Source organism: Achromobacter sp. ACRQX (assembly GCF_022346505.1).
Classification (GTDB): domain Bacteria; phylum Pseudomonadota; class Gammaproteobacteria; order Burkholderiales; family Burkholderiaceae_B; genus Achromobacter; species Achromobacter animicus.
This window is the reverse complement of the sequence record NZ_JAKRML010000005.1, coordinates 88,856-109,415: the sequence shown is the minus strand read 5'-3', so window position 1 is coordinate 109,415 and position 20,560 is coordinate 88,856. Positions and strand designations below refer to the sequence as shown.

Sequence of the window (20,560 nt, the reverse complement as noted above, 5' to 3'; positions counted from 1 at the left end):
CCGGTGTGTCGTATCAGTGTTCCGGATGGGGTCGGGACACCAAGAAACCACAAGGTAGTTGTTAGATGGATTCCTCAATTGCGCTGATCCTGCTGCAAGACGGTGTCGTCAACGGCGCCATCTATGCCCTCCTGGGCATGGCTCTGGTGCTGGTTTTCGCCGTCACGCGCGTCATTTTCATTCCCCAGGGCGAGTTTGTGGCGTTCGGCGCCCTGACCCTGGCCATGCTGGTGGACGGCAAAGTGCCGGGCACCGCCTATCTGCTGCCGTTGCTGGGCCTGGTGTGCCTGGCGCTTGAGCTGGTGCGCGCCGTGCGCACGCGCAGCGCCGCGGCCCTGCCCAAGACCATCGCCACGTGCGTCGTGCTGCCGCTGGCGCTGTTCTGGCTGACCAAGAGCTACACCGGTCCCGAGAATTCGCTGTGGCTGAACATGCTGCTGACGCTGTTCCTGGTGATTCCGATGGGTCCGATGGTCTATCGCATCGTCTACCAGCCGCTCGCCGAAGCCACCGTGCTGGTGCTGCTGATCGTATCGGTCGCCGTGCACTTTGCGCTCATGGGCCTGGCGCTCGTGTTCTTTGGCGCCGAAGGCTGGCGCACCCCGGCATTCGTGAGCGGGCAGGTCGACCTGGGCTTCATGACGTGGTCCGCGCAGAGCCTGTTCGTGGTCGCCACGTGCGCGCTGCTCATCATTGCCTTGTGGGTTTTCTTCGGCAAGACGCTGTATGGCCGCGCGCTGCGCGCCACCGCCGTCAACCGCCGTGGCGCGCGCCTGGTGGGCATCAGCACCAACATGTCGGGCTCGCTGACGTTCACGCTGGCCGTGGGCATCGGCGCCATGTCCGGCATGCTGATCGCGCCCATCACCACGGTCTATTACGACACGGGCTTTTTGATCGGCCTGAAGGGCTTCGTCGGCGCCATCATCGGCGGCCTGGCCAGCTATCCCATCGCCGCGGCCGGCTCGCTGCTGGTCGGCGTGCTGGAATCCTTCTCGTCGTTCTGGGCCAGCGCATACAAGGAAGTGATCGTCTTCACCCTGATCATCCCGGTTCTGGTCTGGCGTTCGTTCAGCACCCATCACGCGGACGAAGAGGAATAAGCCATGAACCGCATTCTGCTTGCCGTTTTTCTCGTCGTCCTGGCGGGCCTGCCGATGGTGTCGGCCACGCCCGAGTTCTGGGTGACGCAACTGAACTACATCGGCCTGGCCAGCCTGGTCGTGCTGGGCCTCGTGCTGCTGACCGGCGTCGGCGGCCTGACGTCCTTCGGCCAGGCGGCGTTCGTCGGCCTGGGCGCCTACACCACCGCCTACCTGACGACGCAGTACGACGTGTCGCCCTGGCTGGCGCTGCCTGCGGGTCTGATCCTGACCGCCGTCGTCGCCTATCTGCTGGGCGCGATCACGCTGCGCCTGTCGGGCCACTACCTGCCGCTGGGCACCATCGCCTGGGGCCTGTCGCTGTATTACCTGTTCGGCAATATCGACTGGCTGGGCAAGCATGACGGCATCGCCGGCATCGAGCCCATCAGCATCTTCGGTATCTCGCTGGCCAACGGCCGCCACATCTATTACCTGATCTGGGTCTGCGTCCTCTTGGCGCTGTGGGCTACGCGCAACCTGCTCAACTCGCGTCCCGGCCGCGCCATCCGCGCGCTCAAGAGCGGGGCGGGCATGGCCGAGTCCATGGGCGTCAACACCGCTGCCTACAAGATCGTCATCTTCGTGTGGGCGGCGTTGCTGGCCTGCGTGTCGGGCTGGCTGTATGCGCACATGCAGCGCGCCGTCAGCCCCAGCCCGTTTGGCCTGAACTACGGCATCGAGTACCTGTTCATGGCGGTCGTCGGCGGCGCGGGTTACGTGTGGGGCGCCTTGCTGGGCTCCAGCGTCATCCTGGTGCTGAAGGATCAGTTGCAGAACCTGCTGCCCAAGCTGCTGGACACCAACGCCAACTTCGAGATGATCGTCTTCGGCGTGCTGCTGATCCTGATGCTGCAATACGCGCGCAACGGCCTGTGGCCGATCCTGGCGGGCTGGTGGGGCAACATCACGGGCGCCAATGGTTCGCGCCGCAACCTGGCGCCGCCTGCCGCGGCCCCGGCCCTACCGACGCGCGAGCGTCCGCAGCCTGGCCAGGTCGTGCTGGAAGTGGATGCCATCCGCAAGGAATTCGGCGGCCTGGTGGCGGTGAACGACATCACCTTCAAGGTCAGCTCGGGCGAGATCATGGGCCTCATCGGTCCCAACGGCGCGGGCAAGAGCACGACCTTCAACCTGATCAGCGGCGTGCTGCCGGTGACGCGCGGCCAGGTCACGTTCATGGGCCAGCGCATCGACAACCGCTCGGCGCGCGAGATCGCCAAGATGGGCGTGGGCCGCACGTTCCAGCACGTGCAACTGCTGCCGGGCATGACCGTGCTGGAAAACGTGGCGCTGGGCGCGCATCTGCGTTCGGACGTGGGCGTGCTGTCGGGCGCGCTGCATTCGGACCGCGCCCGCGAAGCGCAGCTCCTGCATGAAGCGGCCGAGCAGCTCAAGCGCGTGGGCCTTGGCGAATACCTGTACGAACAGGCAGGCAACCTGGCCCTGGGCCAGCAGCGCATCCTGGAAATCGCCCGCGCGCTGGCGTGCGATCCCGTGCTGCTGCTGCTGGACGAACCGGCCGCCGGCCTGCGCTACAAGGAAAAGCAGGACCTGGCGCGCGTGCTGGAACAGCTGCGCGCGGAAGGCATGAGCATTCTGCTCGTTGAACACGACATGGATTTTGTGATGCGCCTGACCAACCACCTCGTGGTGATGGATTTCGGCACGAAGCTGGCCGAAGGCGTGCCGGCCGACGTGCAAAAGAACCCGGCGGTGCTCGAAGCCTATCTGGGCGGCATCGACGACGACCTGCCCGAAGCGGACCAGGCCAAGCCCGTGTCGGCGGGGGGCGTTTGATGAGCACAACGAATTCCCCCGTTCTTGAAGTCAGCAACCTGTCGGCCCGCTACGGCAAGGTCGGCGCACTTGCCGGCGCCACGCTCAGCGTGCCGGCCGGCAGCATCGTCACCGTGATCGGCGCCAACGGCGCCGGCAAGTCCACGATGCTCAACGCCATCATGGGTTCGCTGCCGCAGACCGGCCACGCCGCCGGCACCGTGCATTACGCCGGGTCGGACGTGTCGGGCTGGATGGTCGAACGTCGCGTGGCGGCGGGCATGTCGCTGGTGCCCGAGCGCCGCGAGCTGTTCGGCACCATGTCCGTCGAAGACAACCTGCTGCTGGGCGGCTTCCGGCGGTATCGTGCCCGCGAAAGCGGCTGGCGCGACACGCTGAATGAAGTGTTCGATCTGTTCCCGCGGCTGCGCGAGCGCCGCGTCCAGCAGGCCGGCACCTTGTCCGGCGGCGAGCGCCAGATGCTGGCCGTGGGCCGCGCGCTCATGGCCAAGCCGACGCTGCTGATGCTGGACGAGCCCAGCCTGGGTCTGGCGCCGCGCATCGTGCGCGAGATCTTCCACATCATTGCGCGCCTGCGCGAGACCGGCGTGGCGATCCTGCTGGTCGAGCAGAACGCCCGCGCGGCCTTGCAGGTGGCCGATTACGGCTATGTGCTGGAAACCGGCGAGGTCATCCTGCACGGCCCGGCGCGCGAATTGGCTGGCGATCCGAAGGTGATTGAGAGCTATCTGGGTCTGGGCAAGGGCGCCGAGGCGGCCTGAATTACCCACCCGATGGGACCAAAAAACGCCGGCGGCCGATTAGGCCCCGGCGTTTTGCGTTGGCGCGGCTGCTGACGCAAGCTGGCCAGTTCAGGCAGATCAACGACGCCTGCTTTCCGCGTACTCCATGTACAGCTGATGCGCACGGCGCGCGATCGGACCGTACTCCAGCGGGCGGTCCTCGACGCGGTTCACGTGCACCACCTTGCCGTAGTTGCCCGACGAAAACACTTCGTCGGCCGCTTCGACGTCGGCGCGCGTCAGGCTGCGTTCCTGCACTTCAATGCCGTCGGCCTTCAGCAGCGCCAGCACGCGGCGGCGCGTGATGCCGTTCAGGAAGGTGCCGTTGTCCACGGGCGTGGAGACGACGCCGTCCTTGGCCAGCCACAGGTTGCTGGTGGCGAATTCGGCCAGGTTGCCTGCGCCGTCCAGCATGATGGCGTTGTCAAAGCCCTTTTCGGCGGCTTCGCGGATGGCGCGTTGGCCGTTGGGGTACAGGCACGATGCCTTGGCGTCGGTGGGCGCCATATTGGGCCACGAGCGCGCAAAGCTGGAGAAGCAGGCGGAAAAGCCCTGGTCGCCCGGCATCGGCACCTTGAACACGTGCAGTACGAATTGCGTCTTTTCGGCGTCGGGCAGCAGGAAGCCATCGGCGCAGAAGAACATCGGCTTGATGTAGAGCTCGGAGCCCTCGGGGAAGCGCGCCACGGCCTGCAGGCACAGGTCCTGGATTTCTTCCCAGGCCAGTTGCGGCTTCATCAGCATCTTTTCCGCCGAGCGCACGACGCGCTGGCAGTGCAGGTCCAGATCGGGCGTCAGGCCGCGGAAGGCACGCGCGCCGTCGAAGACCATGCTGGCCATCCAGAAGGCGTGGTCGGCCGGGCCGAGCAGTTTGGGGTTTTCAGTGGTCCAGTGACCGTTGTGCCAGAACAAGGCATCCATGATTGTTTTCCTTGGCTTGAATCGGGTTGGCGATCGGGCGCGGAGCGGGTCCGGAACGCCGAATCGCCAGAATACATGAGCGGGACTGTTATTCCTTGGCCAGCGCTGCCTGCACGCGGTCGGCGACATCCGCAGGCACCCACTGCCGCCAGACAGGCGCGTACTGCTTGAGGAAGTAACGCGCCGCGTCCTCGGGTTCCTTGCCTTCGTTTTCCAGCCAGCCCAGCGTGGCATCGATGGCGTCGTCCGGCACCGTCAGCTTGGTCAGGAACTCGGTCACGCGCGGCGCCTGTTTGGCGAATTCAGCATTCATGCCCGTGACGACCGGGTTGGGCTTGAACTGCGTGGCCACGGGATTGGCGCACTTGGGGTCGGTCATGCATGTGTAGGCCGCCTGATCGAAGGCGGGCAGTTCCAGCTTGACCAGATCCAGCGCGCCAACCAGCGACGTGGGCGTCCAGTAGTAGAAGACGATATCGCGCTTGCGCTTGTAGGCCGACACGATCGCCGCCTTTTGTGCCGCGCCCGAGCCGGGCGCGAACAGGGAGTAATCCTTGTCCAGCTTCAGGGCGCGCAGCAGGTTGTCGTTCAGCGTGCCGCAGGCCCAGCCCGCCGGGCAGCCATAGATGCGGCCGCGGCCCGGGTCTTCGGGGTCGGCAAACACTTCCTTGAAGCGCGCCAAGTCGGCGGCGGACTTGAGCTCGGGGTGGCGCTCCACGGTGTAGCGGGGCACATACCAGCCTTCACCTGCGTCATAGACGTGGCCCACGCCCAGCACCTTGCCGCTGGCCAGCGCCTTCTTCCAGGCGCCTTCGATCTGGCCGGGCCAGACCTCGGGCGTGATGTCGACGTCGCCGCGCTGCAAGGCGGCCAGCATGGGCAGGGTTTCGCCGATTTCGACAGATGTCTTGCAGCCGTAGCCGTGTTCGAGCACGTAGCGCTCGATGCCGGCAAGCACCAGGTTGGATTCCCAGTTCAGGCCGCTGAAACGGATGGGCCGGTCGACTTCGCAAGCCGGGGCGGCGGGGGCGGCCTGGGCCGCGGCGGGGGACAGCAGGGCGGCGGCCAGCGCGAGCGCGCCGAGGCCGGGAACGAGATGCGTGATGCGCATGGTCGGCACCTGTGTAGTGGGGTGCCTGCCATTGTACGAGGCGATGGCGCGCGTCCCAATGCAACGGGGCCGCGATGCGCGGCCCCGAGGGTCAATCCACCGAAGCGTCAGATCACGCGCGGGCGGTGCGGCGGCGGTTGAAGAGGGCGCCCAGCTCGCCCACGATGCCGCGCCGGAAGGCCAAAACGCAGATCACGAAGATCAGGCCGCTGACGATCGTGACCGATTCGCCCAGACGCAGGAACCATTCGACGCCGGTCAGGTTGGCCATCATCTGGCCGAAGTCGCCCACCTTGTTTTCCAGCAGCACCACGATGAAGGCGCCCAGCACGGGGCCGGTCAGGGTGCCCAGGCCGCCGATCAGCGTCATCAGGATAACCAGCCCGGACATCTGCCAGGTGGCGTCCGACAGCGTGGCCGACACGAATACCAGCGTCTTGGTGGCGCCCGCCAGGCCGGCCAGCGCGGCCGACAGCACGAAAGCCACCAGCTTGAAGCGGTCCACGTCGTAACCCAGCGAAATCGCGCGCGGCTCGTTCTCGCGCAGCGCCTGCAGCACTTGGCCGAAGGGCGAGTTCACCGTGCGCCAGATGATGAAGTAGCCAATGATGAAGATGGCCATCACCAGGTAGTACAGGTTGATGTCCTTGGACAGATCGACCAGTCCCAGCAAGGTGCCGCGCGGCACGCTCTGCAGCCCGTCTTCGCCGCCCGTGAACTTGGCCTGCAGGAAGAAGAAGAACACCATCTGCGACAGCGCCAGCGTAATCATCGAGAAGTAGATGCCGCTGCGGCGGATGGCGAGCGCGCCCATGGCCAGCCCCAGCAGCGCCGCCACGGCCACGCCGAACAGCAGCCCCAGCTCGGTCGGCAGGCCCCAGACCTTCATGCTGTGCCCGGCCGCGTAGGCCGCGCTGCCCAGGAACGCGGCATGGCCGAAGGACAGCAGCCCCGTGAAGCCCAGCAGCAGGTTGAAGGCGCACGCGAAGAGGGCGTAGCACATGACCTTCATGGCGAAGATCGGATACACGCCGGCGAAGGGAAGCAAGGCCACCACGATGGCCAGGACCGCATAGCCCAGGAATTGACGATTCATTTTTCTTTTCCGAACAGCCCGGCCGGGCGGATCAACAGAACAATGGCCATGATGATGAAGACGACCGTGCTGGACGCTTCGGGCCAGAACACCTTGGTCAGGCCCTCGATCACGCCCAGGCCCAGCCCGGTGACGATGGCGCCAAAAATGGACCCCATGCCCCCGATCACGACCACCGCGAACACGACGATGATGAGGTTCGAGCCCATCAGCGGCGAAATCTGCAGCACCGGCGCGGCCAGCACGCCGGCAAAGCCCGCCAGCGCCACGCCGAAGCCATAGGTCAGCGTGATCATGCGCGGCACGTTCACGCCGAAGGATTCCACGAGGCGCGGGTTCTCGGTGCCGGCGCGCAGCAGGGCGCCCAGGCGGGTTCGTTCAATGACGTACCACGTGGCGAAGCAGACGATGATGGACGCCGCCACGACCCAGCCGCGATAGTTCGGCAGGATCATGAAGCCCAGGTTGGTGGCGCCGCGCAGGGCCTCGGGCGTGGGATAGGGCTGGCCCGACACGCCGTAGAAGCTGCGGAACAGCCCCTCGATCAGCAGCGTCAGCCCGAAAGTGAGCAGCAGCCCGTACAGGTGGTCGAGCTTGTAGAGATGCTTGAGCAGCAGTTTTTCAATGATGATGCCGAACAGCCCCACGATCAGCGGCGCCAGGATCAGCATGATCCAGTAGTTCAGGCCAAAGTACGAAAGCCCCATCCATGCGACGAAGGCGCCCAGCATGTAGAGGGCGCCGTGGGCGAAGTTGATGACGTTCAGCAGCCCGAAGATGACGGCAAGTCCGAGCGACAGCATTGCATAGAAGGAACCGTTGACCAGGCCCAGTAACAGCTGGCCGAACAAGGCCTGTATGGGGATGCCGAAAATGTCAGTCATCTTGTGAAAGTCCTGCGCGGTACGGAAGGAAGCGAGCTAGTCAGGAGGAATGCGGCCGGGCCATCGGCCCGGACCGCATCCGGGATCACAGGGGCCGGTTTATTTCTTGACCAGCTTGCAGGTGGACTCGGACAACTTGGTGTAGACCTCGTCGCCAGGCAGCGTCGCCACCACCTTGTAGTAGTCCCACGGGCCCTTGGATTCGGCCGGGGTCTTCACTTGCATCAGGTACATGTCGTGGACCATGCGGCCGTCTTCGCGCACGACGCCGCCTTGGGCAAAGAAGTCGTTCACCTTGTTCGACTTCATCCACTTCATCACGTCGTCGCCGTTATCCGAGCCGGTGGCCTTGACGGCGTTCAGGTAGAACATCGCCGACGAGTAATCGCCCGCCTGCAGCATGGACGGCTTGCGGCCGACCTTGGATTCGAACTTCTTGGACCAGGCGCGCGAGGCGTCGGATTGGTCCCAGTACCAGCCGTCGGTCAGGTACATGCCCTTGGTGGCATCCAGGCCGAGCGAGTGCACGTCGTTGATGAACACCAGCAGGCCGGCCAGCTTCATGGTCTGCGTGACGCCGAATTCGTTGGCGGCCTTGACCGTGTTGATGGTGTCGCCGCCGGCATTGGCCATGCCCAGGATCTGCGCCTTAGACGATTGCGCCTGCAGCAGGAAGGACGAGAAGTCCGAGGCGCCCAGCGGTGCACGCACCTGGCCCTTCACTTCGCCGCCCGCGGCCTTGACGACCGCCATCGTGTCGCGCTCGAGCGCGTGGCCGAAGGCATAGTCGGCAGTCAGGAAGAACCAGCTCTTGCCGCCGTCCTTCACCACTGCCGAACCGGTGCCGCGCGCCAGCGCCACGGTGTCGTAAGCATAGTGCACGGTGTAGGGCGAACATTGCGCGTTGGTCAGGTCGGACGAGCCGGCGCCCACCGCGATGAAGGGCTTCTTCTTTTCCGCGGCGACCGCTGCCATGGCCAGGCTGGTGGCCGAGTTCGTGCCGGCGATGATGACGTCGACCTTCTGCTGGTCGAACCATTCGCGGGCGCGTGCCGAGGCGACGTCGGCCTTGTTCTGGTGGTCCGCGGAAACGATTTCGATCTTCTTGCCGTTGACCGTGCCGCCGAAGTCCTCGACAGCCATGCGTACGGCTTCCAGGCCCGCCTTGCCGTCGATGTCGGAGTACACGCCCGACATGTCGGTGATGAAGCCGATGCGGATGACATCGTCGGAGATACCTTGAGCGTGGGCGGTTGCCCCCGCGAATCCCAGGCCCGCCATGGCCAGTGCAGCAGTGATGGTGTGCAGCTTCATGGGATGACTCCTCTTCCCTACAGTGTGGTGTTTGCCGGGGTTCCGGCGGATGACACAGGTTGCTTTAGACGCCCAGCAGTTCGTTGAGCGTGTCCTGTTTTTCTGAAAGTTCGGCGGCTTCGAAGTGCTCGACGATCTGGCCGTGCTCCATGACGTAGAAGCGGTCGGCCAGCGGCGCGGCGAAGCGGAAATTCTGTTCCACCATGACGATGGTGTAGCCCCGCTGCTTGAGCGCGGTGATCATGCGGGCCAGCGCCTGCACGATGACGGGCGCGAGGCCTTCGGAGATTTCATCCAGCAGCAGCAGGTTGGCGCCGGTGCGCAGGATGCGCGCGACGGCAAGCATCTGCTGTTCGCCGCCCGACAGGCGCGTGCCGGGGGAATTGCGGCGCTCCTGCAGGTTGGGGAACATGTCGTAGATCTCGGCCAGCGACATGCCGCCGCCCAGCGAACCGACGACGGGCGGAAGCAGCAGGTTTTCTTCGCAGGACAGGCTGGCGAAGATGCCGCGTTCCTCGGGGCAATAGCCGACGCCCAGGTGGGCGATCTTGTAGGTAGGCAGGTCGATGGCTTCGGTGCCATGGATGCGCACCGAACCCTTGCGCGAGCCGGTCAGGCCCAGGATGGCGCGCAGCGTCGTGGTGCGGCCGGCGCCGTTGCGGCCCAGCAGCGTGACGACTTCGCCCTGTCCGACGCGCATGTCCACGCCGTGCAGGATATGCGATTCCCCGTACCAGGCGTTGAGGCCCGAAATTTCGAGTGCGGGGGTGCTCATGCGTGCGCTCCTTGAAGTTCGCCGTCGGTCGTGCCCATGTAAGCCTGCATCACGGCCGGATGGCGGGAGACTTCGGCGTAGGAACCTTCGGCCAGCACCGAGCCGCGCGCCAGCACGGTGATGGTGTTGGCGATGGAGGACACGACATTCATGTTGTGTTCCACCATGAGGATGGTGCGCCCGGCGCTCACGCGCTTGATCAGTTGCGTGACGCGGTCCACGTCTTCGTGGCCCATGCCCTGGGTGGGTTCGTCCAGCAGCATCAGCTCGGGCTCCATTGCCAGCGTGGTGGCGATCTCGAGCGCGCGCTTGCGTCCGTACGGCAGGTTGACCGTGGTTTCGTCGGCAAAGCCGCCCAGGTCCACCTGTTCAAGCAGCGCACGCGCGGGCTCGTTCAGGGCAGCCAGGCGCTTGTCGCTTTGCCAGAAGTGATAGGACAGGCCGGTCTTGCGCTGCAGGCCGATCCGCACGTTCTCGAGCACGGTCAGGTGCGGGAACACCGCCGAGATCTGGAACGACCGGATGATGCCGCGCCGGGCAATCTGCGCGGGGCGCTCGCCGGTGATGTCGATGCCATTGAACTTGATGCTGCCCGACGTGGGCGCCAGGAATTTGGTCAGCAGGTTGAAGCATGTGGTCTTGCCCGCGCCGTTAGGCCCGATCAAGGCATGAATCTCGCCCCGCTTGATACGCAAATCGACCCCGTTGACCGCGACGAAGCCGCGGAACTCCTTGGTGAGGCCTTTTGTCTCCAGGATTGTGTCATCCATGTTCGCTGCACCAGCGTTGTATTTATATGGTCTCTGCCTGGCGTCATTGCGTCAGGCCCCCGCAGGGTTCGAAAACTGTTTTCGTGCGTAGTTTTCTTATGAGTTGCCGGCGAGTATGCGGACGTCGCAATCAAAATTCCATGAGGGTTTGTCATAGGTTTTGCACTGCGGAAAGGGCAATTGTCGGCATGCCGACAATGCTGTCTGCATAGGGGGAGAAAGGGAGCCCGATATGCAAATGCATTGCAGCAATTACGCGTTGATCGTCATCAAGATGTTATGCGCGAATAGGCGAGGGAAAACCCGGTTTTCCACTCGCATAATCTGCGGCCGCGTGCGCGCGCCGGATGCTTTATGCAGGGGTTTTCTGCTTGAATTCGCAGAGATCGGAAATGCCGCATTGGGGGCATTTCGGTTTGCGCGCCACACAGACGTAGCGGCCGTGCAGAATCAGCCAGTGATGCGCGTCCAGCAGATATTCCTGCGGCACGAACTTCATCAGTTTCAGCTCGACTTCCAGCACGTTTTTTCCGGGTGCAATACCGGTGCGATTCGAGACACGGAATATGTGCGTGTCCACTGCCATCGCCGCTTGCCCGAACGCGGTGTTGAGCACCACGTTGGCGGTCTTGCGGCCCACGCCGGGCAGGGCTTCAAGCGCCTCGCGCGTCTGCGGCACCTGGCCGCCATGCTGCTCGATCAGGATCTTGCAGGTGGCGATCGCGTTCTTTGCCTTCGTGCGGAAAAGGCCAATGGTCTTGATGTAGTCGGCCAGCCCTTCCTCGCCCAGCGCCGCCAGCGCCTCAGGGGTGCCGTACTGCGGAAAGAACTTGCGCGTGGCGATGTTGACCGACTTGTCCGTGGCTTGCGCCGACAGCAGCACGGCAATCAGCAGCTGGAACGGCGTGTCGTATTCCAGTTCGGTGGTGGGGCTGGGGTTGGCCGCGTGCAGGCGGGCAAAGATCTCTCGGCGTTTGGCGGCGTTCATGACTGCGTGGGATTGCGGCGGGCCCGCGCGCGGGCCAGTGCGGATTCGATGGCGGAGCGCTTGCGGTCTTCTTTTTGCGCGTCCTCCTTTTGCGCGTCCTCGGAAGCGGGCGCGGCGGGGGCGGGCGCCTCCGGGATGTCTGGCGCCATCAGGCGCGCGTTGTCGGCCGCCAGGCGTTCGGCGCGCGCCAGGTGGTTGCGATGGCGCTGGCGGCTGATTGCGGCGTCTTCGCTGGTCCACGCGCGCCCGGCCGGCACCATCTCGATGCAGTCCACCGGACAGGGCGCCACGCACAGGTCACAGCCCGTGCACCAGTCGTCCAGCACGGTGTGCATGTGCTTGTTCGCGCCGACGATGGCGTCGACCGGACAGGCCTGGATGCACAGCGTACAGCCGATGCAATGCGATTCGTCGATGCGCGCGACCAGCAGCGGGCCGGGTTCGCCGCGCGACAGATCCAGCGGCAGGAGAGGCGTGCCGAGCAGCGCGGCCAGTGCGGCGACGCCGTCGTCGCCGCCGGGCGGGCAGCGGTTGATCGGCGCGGCGCCCTCGGCGATGGCGTCGGCATACGGCCGGCAGCCGTCGTAACCGCATTTGGTGCATTGCGTCTGAGGCAGCAAGGCGTCAACGCGGTCGGCTAATGAGCGACAGGACATGTAAAGCCAGTAATGAAAAGGGGCCACTCGGGCCCCGGGGTACGGATCAGGTTGCCGGCGGCCGGCGCGGGGCCGTCGTCACGCCGATTGCCGGATGAACTCGGCAATTTTAGGACAGATCATTTCGCGCCACCGGCGGCCCGAGAAAATGCCGTAGTGGCCGCAGTTCGGCGCGGTGTAGTGCGACTTGCGGTCGGCCGGGATGTTCTTGCACAGCTTGATCGCGGCGCGCGTCTGGCCCTGGCCGGAAATGTCGTCCAGTTCGCCTTCGATGGTGAACAGCGCGACGCTCTTGATGTCGGCCGGGCGCACCAGCTTGCCGTCGACTTCCCAGGTGCCGTTGGGCAGGTCGAAGTCCTGGAACACCATGCGGATCGTGTCCAGGTAGAACTCGGCCGGCATGTCCAGCACGGCGTTGTATTCGTCGTAGAAGCGGCGGTGCGCTTCGGCGTCGCTGTCGTCGCCACGCAGCAGGTCCAGGTAGAAGTCGTAATGCGACTTCATGTGGCGGTCCGGATTCATGGCCATGAATCCCGCGTGCTGCAGGAACCCCGGATACACGCGGCGGCCGGCGCCCGGATAGCGGGGCGGCACGGGGTGGATCACCTGGTTCTCGAACCACGAATAGGGTTTGGTGGTGGCCAGGCGATTGACCTGCGTGGGCGACTGGCGCGGGTCGATGGGGCCACCCATCATCACCATGCTGCGCGGCTGGCAGGGATCGTTGGCGGACGCCATGAGGGACACGGCGGCCAGCACCGGCACCGTGGGCTGACAGACGGAAATGACGTGCACGTCCGGGCCCAGATGGCGGATGAAGTCCTGCACGTAGCGCACGTAGTCGTTCAAATGGAAGGGACCGGCTGCCAGCGGCACCATGCGCGCGTCGACCCAGTCGGTCACATAGACGTCGTGATTGGGCAGCAGGGCGCGCACGGTGTCGCGCAGCAGGGTGGCGTGGTGCCCGGAGAGCGGGGCGACCAGCAGGACCTTCGGATCGTTCTTGCCGGCCAGTCGTACGTCGCGCTGGAAGTGCACCAGGCGGCAGAAGGGCTTGTCCAGGGCAACGGCTTCGATCACGCGGGCGGACTTGCCGCCAATCTGGGTGGTGGGCAGATTCCAGGCGGGCTTCTGGTATTCCTTGCCGATACGGGTCATCAGCTCGTACCCGGCGGCCATCTGGCGGGAGATCGGGGTATAGGCGAGCGGGCTGTAGGGGCTGGAGAACAGCTGAGAACCGGCGTCCGTGAATGCAGCGAACGGAGTCAGGAAAGCGCGCTGCATTTCGTGCAATTGGTACAGCATTTCGGGGAAGTCCTTCTGGGTCGAGCGTGTGCCCCGATTATTGCTCCGGGGCGTAACGATATTTCCAATCAGCCTGAAGAATGTCCGGCAAACTGCCCTGTTTTGTTGCTAAAAAGCGACCCGTCATGTGTTACGCACCAGTTTAGGGCCGCGTTAATGCCTTGCGGTGATACCAAATGGTGGATTTACGGACTACGCCACGCGGTGGCGGATCACCAGTAGTTTTCAACCGCCAGGTTGCCCGGAATGCCGCGGCGCCCGGGCTTGAACCCACGATCACCCAGCAATTTGCGTGCCTCCGTCAGCATGGCGGGGTTGCCGCACAGCATGACCTTGGCGGTCTCGGGATCCAGCGGCTGGCCGGCCAGCTGCTCCAGGCGGCCGTCGGCGATCAGCGTGGTGATGCGCGCTTGCGGCATGCCGGGCACGGGTTCGCGCGTGGCGATGGGCAGGTAGACGAGCTTGCCGGGGTCGGCGGCAAAGACGTCGGCCAGGGCCGGATCGCGGCGCCAGCCGTCAATTTCGGCGCGGTAGGCGAGTTCGGCGGCGGTGCGCACGCCGTGCACCAGGATGATGCGGTTGTAGGCGCGCCAGACGGCGGGGTCGCGCAGGATGGACAGGTAGGCCGACAGGCCGGTGCCCGAGGCAAGCAGCCACAGGTCGCCGCCGGGCGCAAAGCGCTCCAGCGTCAGAAACCCGTAGGGGGCTTTTTCGACGTAGAGCGCGTCGCCGGGCTGCAGACGCGCCATGCGCGGGCTGAACAGGCCTTCGGGGACGACGATGGAATAGAACTCCAGGCCCGGCTCATGTGGGGCCGACACCATGGAGTAGGCGCGCCAGATCGTGGGCGGACCGTGCGGGTCTTCAGCGCCGGGCAGGCCGACCCGGGCGAACTGGCCCGGCAGGAACGTGAAGGCTTCGTCCCGCGTCACGCGCACGGAGAACAGTTTGTCCGGCACCCAGGTGTGGACGCTGGTGATGGTCTGGCGCGTGTATTTGGAGTCGTCGGTCATCGGGACATCGCACGAAAGCGCCGGCCTGGCCGGCGCCCGTGGATTACTTTTCCAGGTATTGCAGCTTGTCCTGCTTGCCGTTCCAGTCGTCGGCGTCGGGCAGGGGCTTCTTGGCACGGCTGATGCTGGCGAATTCCGGAGAGAGTTCGGCATTCAGCGCGATGAAATTGAGTTGGTCCTGCGGCACGTCTTCTTCGGCGTAGATCGCGTTGGCGGGGCATTCGGGGATGCAGACCGCACAGTCGATGCATTCGTCCGGGTCGATCACGAGGAAGTTCGGACCCTCACGAAAACAGTCCACCGGGCACACGTCGACGCAATCGGTGTACTTGCACTTGATACAGTTTTCGGTGACTACGTGGGTCATTCAGGAACTCCGGGGCTCGGCGGCAGATGTGTCTTAATGGGCGGATTTTACCCAATGCCGCGCGGATGTGTCGGCAATACCCGTATTGACAGCGTGGCACTTCGTGCCGAAGGCCCTGTTCTTCATGCTATGGTGTCGCGAAACGAAACGCGCAATCATGATTATTACTTCGCTGCTCGACACCGACCTGTATAAATTCAGCATGATGCAAGTGGTGCTGCATCATTTCCCCGCTGCCCAGGTCGAGTACCGGTACAAATGCCGTACAAAGGGCGTGGATTTGCGCCCCTATATGGACGAAATCCGCCAGGAAGTGCATCAGCTCTGCCAATTGCGCTTCACGGACGACGAACTTAAATATCTGGGCAACTTGCGCTTTATCAAAAGCGACTTCGTTGATTTCCTTCGTCTGTTCCACATGCCCGAGCGCTGCATCCACATCAGCGAAGGCGAGGGACCCGGTGAAATCAGCATCGAGGTCAAGGGCCCGTGGCTGCACACGATCCTGTTCGAGATCCCTGTGCTGGCCATCGTCAACGAGGTCTATTTCCGCAACACGCGCAAGCATCCGGACTGGGAAGAAGGCCGCAAGCGCCTGCAGTCCAAGATGCACCTCGTGCTGGATGATCCCGCGCTGGCCGATTTCCGCGTGGCTGAATACGGCACGCGGCGCCGCTTCTCCAAGGCCTGGCACGAAGAGATCGTCACCACCCTGAAAGCCGAGATGGGACCGCATTTCGCGGGGTCCAGCAACGTGCTGCTTGCCAAAGAGCACGACGTGCTGCCGCTGGGCACCATGGGCCACGAATACCTGCAGGCCTGCCAGGCGCTCGGTCCGCGCCTGCGCGATTCGCAGGTGTTCGCGCTGGAAGTGTGGGCCAAGGAATACCGCGGCGACCTCGGCATCGCGTTGTCCGACGTCTACGGCATGGATGCGTTCCTGCGCGACTTCGACATGTATTTCTGCAAGCTCTTTGACGGCGCGCGCCACGATTCCGGCGATCCCTTCATCTGGGGCGAGCGTCTGCTCGAGCACTACCGCAAGAACCGCGTGGATCCGCGCGCCAAGACGCTGGTGTTCTCGGATTCGCTGACCTTCCCGCGCGCCATCGAGCTGGCGCGCCAGTTCTCGGGGCGCTGCAAGGTGTCCTTCGGCATTGGCACCAACCTTACCAACGACCTCGGCCACGAACCGCTGCAGATCGTCATGAAGATGGTCCGCTGCAACGGCCAGCCGGTGGCCAAGGTGTCGGATGCGCCCGAGAAGACGATGTGCGACGATCCCGCCTACCTGGCCTATCTGCGCCAGGTTTTCCAATTGCCGCCCGCCTGACGACGCCCGCGCGCCGCACGCGGGCAGCTTTGCCCAGTTCCACCCAAACCACTCGACTCTAGGGGAATTCTCATGAGCAGCATCAAGCGCTTTCACGTGACCAAGCGCCTGTCGGACATGGCCGTGTACAACGGCGTGGCCTACCTGGCAGGCCAGGTGCCGGACGATGCCACGCTGGACATCACCGGCCAGACCGAGCAAGTGCTCGCCACGATCGACCGCCTGCTGGCCGAAGCCGGCACCGACAAGACCAAGATCCTGATGGCCCAGATCTACGTGGCCAACATGAAGGAATTCGACGGCATGAACAAGGCCTGGGACGCATGGGTCGCCGACGGCAACTCGCCCCCCCGCGCCACCGTTGAAGCCCGCCTTGCCAACCCCGACTACAAGGTCGAGATCGTGGTGACGGCCGCGCTTTGATGAACGGTCAGGGCCGGCTGCGGCTGGTCTTGTGAAAAAGCCCTCTGGCGTGAGCCGAGGGCTTTTTTTGCTCTGATGTCAGACACCGGTGGTGCAGAGCGCCGCCTCACGCGCCCATCAGCATCATCCCCGCCAGCAGGCCGCCCAGTTCCTCGCAGCGCACCAGATCCGCGGTCGGCACCGTCTTGGCCGCCAGGATCTGCGCCGCCGTCTGCGCGCCCATGTTCACGATGACGGCCGGCGCCACCGCCGTCAGCCGCCAGCCGGTGCAGATGCGTTCGACCTGCCGGGCCGCGCCCGAGCCGTCGCTGCCCGCGCTGATCAGGGCGGCATAGGGCAGTCCCTGGATGCGGTCCAGCACCGCGTAGTAATTGCGGTCGAAGAACTCCTTCATTTCGCCGCTCAGGCTGGCAAGGTTTTCGGGGGCGCAGAAGAGGAACCCCTGGCTGGCCAGCAAGGTGTCGGCATCGGCGTCCTGCGCGCGCCGCAGTTCGATGCGCAGATCGTCAGGCTGCTCCAGGGCAGCGGCCGCCGACGCCGCGCCGCGCGCCGCGGCCTGCGCCATCTGCTCGGCCGCGCCGGTGCGCGAATGCCAGACGATCAGCAACTGCTTCATGCGAATCGCTCCAGCGGATCCTGCCGGTAATAGGCCCGCAGCATGGCATACCACTCGGGCAGCGCTTGCTGCATGGGAAAGGGATCCACGAAAAAGTGTTCCGAACTGACCGCGAAGAACTCGCCTTCGTCCGTGGCGGCGTAGGGATCCATCGGCAACTGACCGTACCAGGCGTCCGCTTCCTCGCTTTCGGGGTCCACGTCGTGCGGAATCGCCGCTTCCACGGCGTCGACCGCCGCGATGAAGCGGTCCAGGCTGTCGTCCAGCACCTGTCGCCACGCGCGCGGCTTGATGTCGGGATGCGCCGACAACGACGGCATGCCGTCCGCAAAGCCCGAGCGCAGGTCCAGCTTGTGGGCGAACTCGTGGATCACCACGTTGAAGCCGCCCTCGGACAGCTGCGTGTCTTCCCACGACAGGACCAGCGGCCCGCCTTCCCAGGCTTCGCCCGCGGCGTCCTCGATGTACTCGTGGACCACCCCGTCCTCGTCCTCGCGCGTCCGGGGGATGCGAAAGCTCGCGGGATACACGATGATCTCGTCCCAGCCCTCGTACAGTTCGGGCGTGAGATTCAGGATGGGCAGGCAGGCCTGTGCGGCGATGGACAGCCGCATGAAGTCCGAGACCTCCAGCCCCTGCGCGCCATTGATCGTCTTGCTGGCAAGCAGCCAGGCGGCGCGCGCCTGCAATTGGGCGGCTTCGCTTTCGGTCAGCGCCGCCAGGAATGGGTAGGTGTCCAGCACCTGCCGCCAGAGTTCGGGCGGGATGCGGGCCTGCATCTCGGCGACCTCGGACGGGCGGGCGCCGCGGCCCTTCAGCCAGCGCAACATAAGCTTTGGTTCCTTCCATATGCCGGGATGCGGCAGTGTGTTCAGGGTGACTGAACCCTAGTGTAGAGTGTCGAAATATTCAACCCGATACCTGCGCTACGCCCCGTCATGTCCGCCCCGCCCGTTCCCGATGCGCCTTCGCCATTTGACGCTTCCTGGCGGCAGGAGGCCGGAGCGGGCCTGGATGCCGAGGGCCTGGCATTGCTGGACCGGGTCGCTTGCTGGGCCGAGCCTCGCTTCCAGGGCCAGAACGCCCTGACGGGTGAGCCGCTGGCCGGCCATGCCGCCGGCGTCGTCCGTATCCTGGCGGCCTTGCACACCGATGCCGCCACGCGCGCCGCCGCCCTCCTGGCCGCGCTGCCCACCGATCTGATGGCGCCCGCGCCCTCGTTGCGCAACGATCCCATCGCCGTCGCCTTCGGCGCGGAAATCGCGCGGCTGGTGCAGGGCGCCTATGCGTTGCTGCGCCTGGGCGTGGTGGCCCGGCAGGCCAGCGATGCGTCGGCCGAAAGCGGTTCGCAGAAGGAAATGCAGCGCAAGATGCTGCTGGCCATGGCGGCCGACCTGCGCATCGTGCTGATGCGCCTGGCGTCCCGGCTGCGCACGCTGCGCTGGCACGCCGAGAGCAAGGCGCCGTGCTCGCCCAGCTTCGCTCGCGAAACGCTGGACCTGTACGCGCCGCTCGCCAACCGGCTGGGTATCTGGCAAATCAAGTGGGAAATGGAAGACCTGTCCTTCCGCTTCCTCGAACCCGACAAGTACAAGCACATCGCCCGCCTGCTCGAAGAAAAGCGGGTCGAGCGCGAGGCCTTCATCGCGGGCGCCATCACGCGCCTGCAGCAGGCGCTTGCCAAGAGCGGCATCGACGCCGAGGTCAGCGGCCGGCCCAAGCACATCTACAGCATCTGGAACAAGATGCGCGTCAAGCGTCTGGATTTTTCCCAGATGTACGACCTGCGGGCGCTGCGCGTCATCGTCGACGACGTGCGGGCCTGCTACACGGCGCTGGGCATGGTGCACGAGATGTGGACGCCGCTGTCCGACGAGTTCGACGACTACATCTCGCGGCCCAAGCCCAACGGGTACCGGTCGCTGCATACGGTGGTGGCCGACGACGACGGCCGTCCCTTCGAAGTGCAGATCCGCACGCGCGAGATGCACCAGTTCGCCGAATACGGGATGGCCGCGCATTGGCGCTACAAGGAAGCGGGCGCCAAGGGCGGGCAGGTCGCCGCCTCCAGCGAATATGACCGGCAGCTTGCCTGGATGCGCCAGCTGCTGGCCTGGAACACCGATGTCGAGGGTGGCGAACACACGCCGCCCGAGCCCGCCAAGCCCGCCACGGGCCGGGCCGCCGCGGGCAAGAGCCGCGGCGCGGTGACGGCGCCGGCGCATACCGACGAACGCATCTACGTGCTGACGCCCCAGGCGCGCGTGATCGAACTGCCTGCCGGCGCCACGCCGGTCGACTTCGCCTATCACCTGCACACCGACCTGGGCCACCGCTGCCGCGGCGCGCGCGTCGATGGGCAGATGGTGCCGCTGCAGACGCACCTGTCCACCGGCCAGACCGTGGAGATCATCTCCGCCAAGTCCGGCGGCCCGTCGCGCGACTGGCTCAATCCCCAGCTTGGTTTTCTGGCCAGCCCGCGCGCCCGCGCCAAGGTTCGGATGTGGTTCAACGCGATTGAACTGCAGCAGCGCATCACGCAGGGGCAGGCGCTTGTCGAAAAGGAATTGCAGCGCCTGGGCAAGACGGCCATCAATCTGGAACAGCTGGCCCAGAACCTGGGTTTTGCGCGGGCCGACGACCTTTACGTCGCCGCCGCCAAGGAAGAATTCAGCCTGCGCCAGATCGACGCGGTGTTCCAGCAGCCGGCGCCCGCGGTCGAACCCACGCCGGCGGCCTTGCGGCACGCCAGCGCCGGCAGCGCCGAGAAAAGCGGCAAGAGCGGCGTGCTGGTGGTGGGGGTGGGGTCGCTGCTGACGCAGTTGGCCCGATGCTGCCGCCCGGCGCCGCCGGATGCGATCTCCGGCTTCGTGACGCGGGGGCGCGGCGTGTCCATCCATCGCCGCGACTGCCACAGCTATCTGGCGCTGGCCGCGCGCGAGCCCGAGCGCGTCATCGAAGTGGCGTGGGGCGAAACGGCCGACACCTACTATCCGGTGGACATCAGCGTGCGCGCGCATGACCGCTCGGGCCTGTTGCGCGACCTGTCCGAAGTGTTTGCGCGCCTGCGTCTGAACGTCGTGGGCGTGAACACGCAGAGCAAGCAGTCGCTTGCCCATATGGTGTTCACGGTGGAGGTGCGCGGCGGTGAATCGCTGTCCCGCGCGCTGGATGCGCTGGCCGAAGTGCCAGGTGTGTCGTCGGCGATGCGCCGCTAGGCGCAGTTTCCGGCAGCGAGAACCGCTGCCGGATCATTTCCCGCCA

At 65.2% G+C, this 20,560-nt stretch carries 20 protein-coding genes; 6 read left to right on the top strand and 14 right to left on the bottom strand.

Features of this window, described 5'->3' with window-relative positions; genetic code table 11:
- Positions 1-65: 65 nt before the first annotated feature.
- From MHZ91_RS07025 to MHZ91_RS07015, 3 genes are read left to right on the top strand one after another with little or no spacing between them, the layout of a single operon-like run.
- The gene (locus MHZ91_RS07025) at positions 66-1,103 is read left to right on the top strand and encodes a branched-chain amino acid ABC transporter permease (protein ID WP_105237747.1); all 1,038 of its coding nucleotides are present in this window, start codon (positions 66-68) and stop codon (positions 1,101-1,103) included.
- 3 nt (positions 1,104-1,106) lie between these two features.
- The gene (locus MHZ91_RS07020) at positions 1,107-2,942 is read left to right on the top strand and encodes an ATP-binding cassette domain-containing protein (protein WP_175122988.1); all 1,836 of its coding nucleotides are present in this window, start codon (positions 1,107-1,109) and stop codon (positions 2,940-2,942) included.
- Complete coding sequence (locus MHZ91_RS07015; protein ID WP_239213055.1) at positions 2,942-3,703, top strand: ABC transporter ATP-binding protein; 762 nt, start codon at positions 2,942-2,944, stop codon at positions 3,701-3,703. Before MHZ91_RS07020 ends, MHZ91_RS07015 begins: the two co-directional genes overlap by 1 nt.
- A 99-nt stretch (positions 3,704-3,802) precedes the next feature.
- Here the strand turns inward: MHZ91_RS07015 and MHZ91_RS07010 are convergent, their stop codons facing one another.
- The 12 genes from MHZ91_RS07010 to fdxA form a co-directional block, all read right to left on the bottom strand.
- A complete protein-coding gene (locus MHZ91_RS07010; protein WP_239213053.1) occupies positions 3,803-4,645 on the bottom strand; it encodes a branched-chain amino acid aminotransferase in 843 nt (280 codons plus the stop codon).
- A gap of 88 nt (positions 4,646-4,733) precedes the next feature.
- Entirely contained in the window at positions 4,734-5,756 is a 1,023-nt protein-coding gene (locus tag MHZ91_RS07005) for an ABC transporter substrate-binding protein (protein WP_175184235.1), read from the bottom strand.
- A 112-nt stretch (positions 5,757-5,868) separates the two neighbouring features.
- Positions 5,869-6,852 (bottom strand): branched-chain amino acid ABC transporter permease, encoded by a 984-nt coding sequence (locus MHZ91_RS07000; protein ID WP_175122984.1) that lies wholly within the window; start codon positions 6,850-6,852, stop codon positions 5,869-5,871.
- The gene (locus MHZ91_RS06995) at positions 6,849-7,736 is read right to left on the bottom strand and encodes a branched-chain amino acid ABC transporter permease (RefSeq protein ID WP_175122983.1); all 888 of its coding nucleotides are present in this window, start codon (positions 7,734-7,736) and stop codon (positions 6,849-6,851) included. The genes MHZ91_RS07000 and MHZ91_RS06995 overlap by 4 nt, the downstream gene beginning before the upstream one ends.
- Before the next feature lie 99 nt (positions 7,737-7,835).
- The gene (locus MHZ91_RS06990; protein WP_056568137.1) at positions 7,836-9,050 is read right to left on the bottom strand and encodes an ABC transporter substrate-binding protein; all 1,215 of its coding nucleotides are present in this window, start codon (positions 9,048-9,050) and stop codon (positions 7,836-7,838) included.
- Positions 9,051-9,114: 64 nt separating this feature from the next.
- Complete coding sequence (locus MHZ91_RS06985) at positions 9,115-9,825, bottom strand: ABC transporter ATP-binding protein (protein WP_062840538.1); 711 nt, start codon at positions 9,823-9,825, stop codon at positions 9,115-9,117.
- Positions 9,822-10,595, bottom strand: a complete 774-nt coding sequence (locus tag MHZ91_RS06980; protein WP_175122982.1) for an ABC transporter ATP-binding protein — start codon at positions 10,593-10,595, stop codon at positions 9,822-9,824. The genes MHZ91_RS06985 and MHZ91_RS06980 overlap by 4 nt, the downstream gene beginning before the upstream one ends.
- A 352-nt stretch (positions 10,596-10,947) precedes the next feature.
- Complete coding sequence (gene nth, locus MHZ91_RS06975; RefSeq protein ID WP_175122981.1) at positions 10,948-11,583, bottom strand: endonuclease III; 636 nt, start codon at positions 11,581-11,583, stop codon at positions 10,948-10,950.
- Complete coding sequence (gene rsxB / locus MHZ91_RS06970; RefSeq protein WP_218345244.1) at positions 11,580-12,239, bottom strand: electron transport complex subunit RsxB; 660 nt, start codon at positions 12,237-12,239, stop codon at positions 11,580-11,582. The genes nth and rsxB overlap by 4 nt, the downstream gene beginning before the upstream one ends.
- A 78-nt stretch (positions 12,240-12,317) precedes the next feature.
- Positions 12,318-13,544 carry a polyhydroxyalkanoate depolymerase gene (locus MHZ91_RS06965; protein ID WP_191576767.1) on the bottom strand — a complete coding sequence of 409 codons (1,227 nt, stop codon included), beginning with the start codon at positions 13,542-13,544 and terminating at the stop codon, positions 12,318-12,320.
- Positions 13,545-13,756: 212 nt separating this feature from the next.
- Positions 13,757-14,557, bottom strand: a complete 801-nt coding sequence (locus MHZ91_RS06960) for a ferredoxin--NADP reductase (protein ID WP_239213051.1) — start codon at positions 14,555-14,557, stop codon at positions 13,757-13,759.
- A 43-nt stretch (positions 14,558-14,600) separates the two neighbouring features.
- Positions 14,601-14,924 (bottom strand): ferredoxin FdxA, encoded by a 324-nt coding sequence (gene fdxA, locus MHZ91_RS06955; RefSeq protein ID WP_006218015.1) that lies wholly within the window; start codon positions 14,922-14,924, stop codon positions 14,601-14,603.
- 157 nt (positions 14,925-15,081) lie between these two features.
- Here fdxA and pncB point away from each other — a divergent pair, with 157 nt between their 5' ends.
- Positions 15,082-16,257 carry a nicotinate phosphoribosyltransferase gene (gene pncB / locus MHZ91_RS06950; protein ID WP_175122977.1) on the top strand — a complete coding sequence of 392 codons (1,176 nt, stop codon included), beginning with the start codon at positions 15,082-15,084 and terminating at the stop codon, positions 16,255-16,257.
- A gap of 72 nt (positions 16,258-16,329) precedes the next feature.
- Positions 16,330-16,680, top strand: coding sequence for a RidA family protein (locus MHZ91_RS06945; RefSeq protein WP_056321843.1), 351 nt, complete (start codon positions 16,330-16,332; stop codon positions 16,678-16,680).
- A 106-nt stretch (positions 16,681-16,786) separates the two neighbouring features.
- On the opposite strand, the gene MHZ91_RS06940 is transcribed toward MHZ91_RS06945, so the two are convergent.
- Complete coding sequence (locus MHZ91_RS06940) at positions 16,787-17,296, bottom strand: NAD(P)H-dependent oxidoreductase (RefSeq protein ID WP_218345241.1); 510 nt, start codon at positions 17,294-17,296, stop codon at positions 16,787-16,789.
- Positions 17,293-18,126, bottom strand: a complete 834-nt coding sequence (locus MHZ91_RS06935) for a zinc-dependent peptidase (protein WP_218345240.1) — start codon at positions 18,124-18,126, stop codon at positions 17,293-17,295. Before MHZ91_RS06935 ends, MHZ91_RS06940 begins: the two co-directional genes overlap by 4 nt.
- Before the next feature lie 108 nt (positions 18,127-18,234).
- On the opposite strand from MHZ91_RS06935, the gene MHZ91_RS06930 reads away from it, so the two are divergent.
- Positions 18,235-20,514 carry a bifunctional (p)ppGpp synthetase/guanosine-3',5'-bis(diphosphate) 3'-pyrophosphohydrolase gene (locus tag MHZ91_RS06930; RefSeq protein ID WP_239213049.1) on the top strand — a complete coding sequence of 760 codons (2,280 nt, stop codon included), beginning with the start codon at positions 18,235-18,237 and terminating at the stop codon, positions 20,512-20,514.
- Positions 20,515-20,560: the final 46 nt, after the last annotated feature.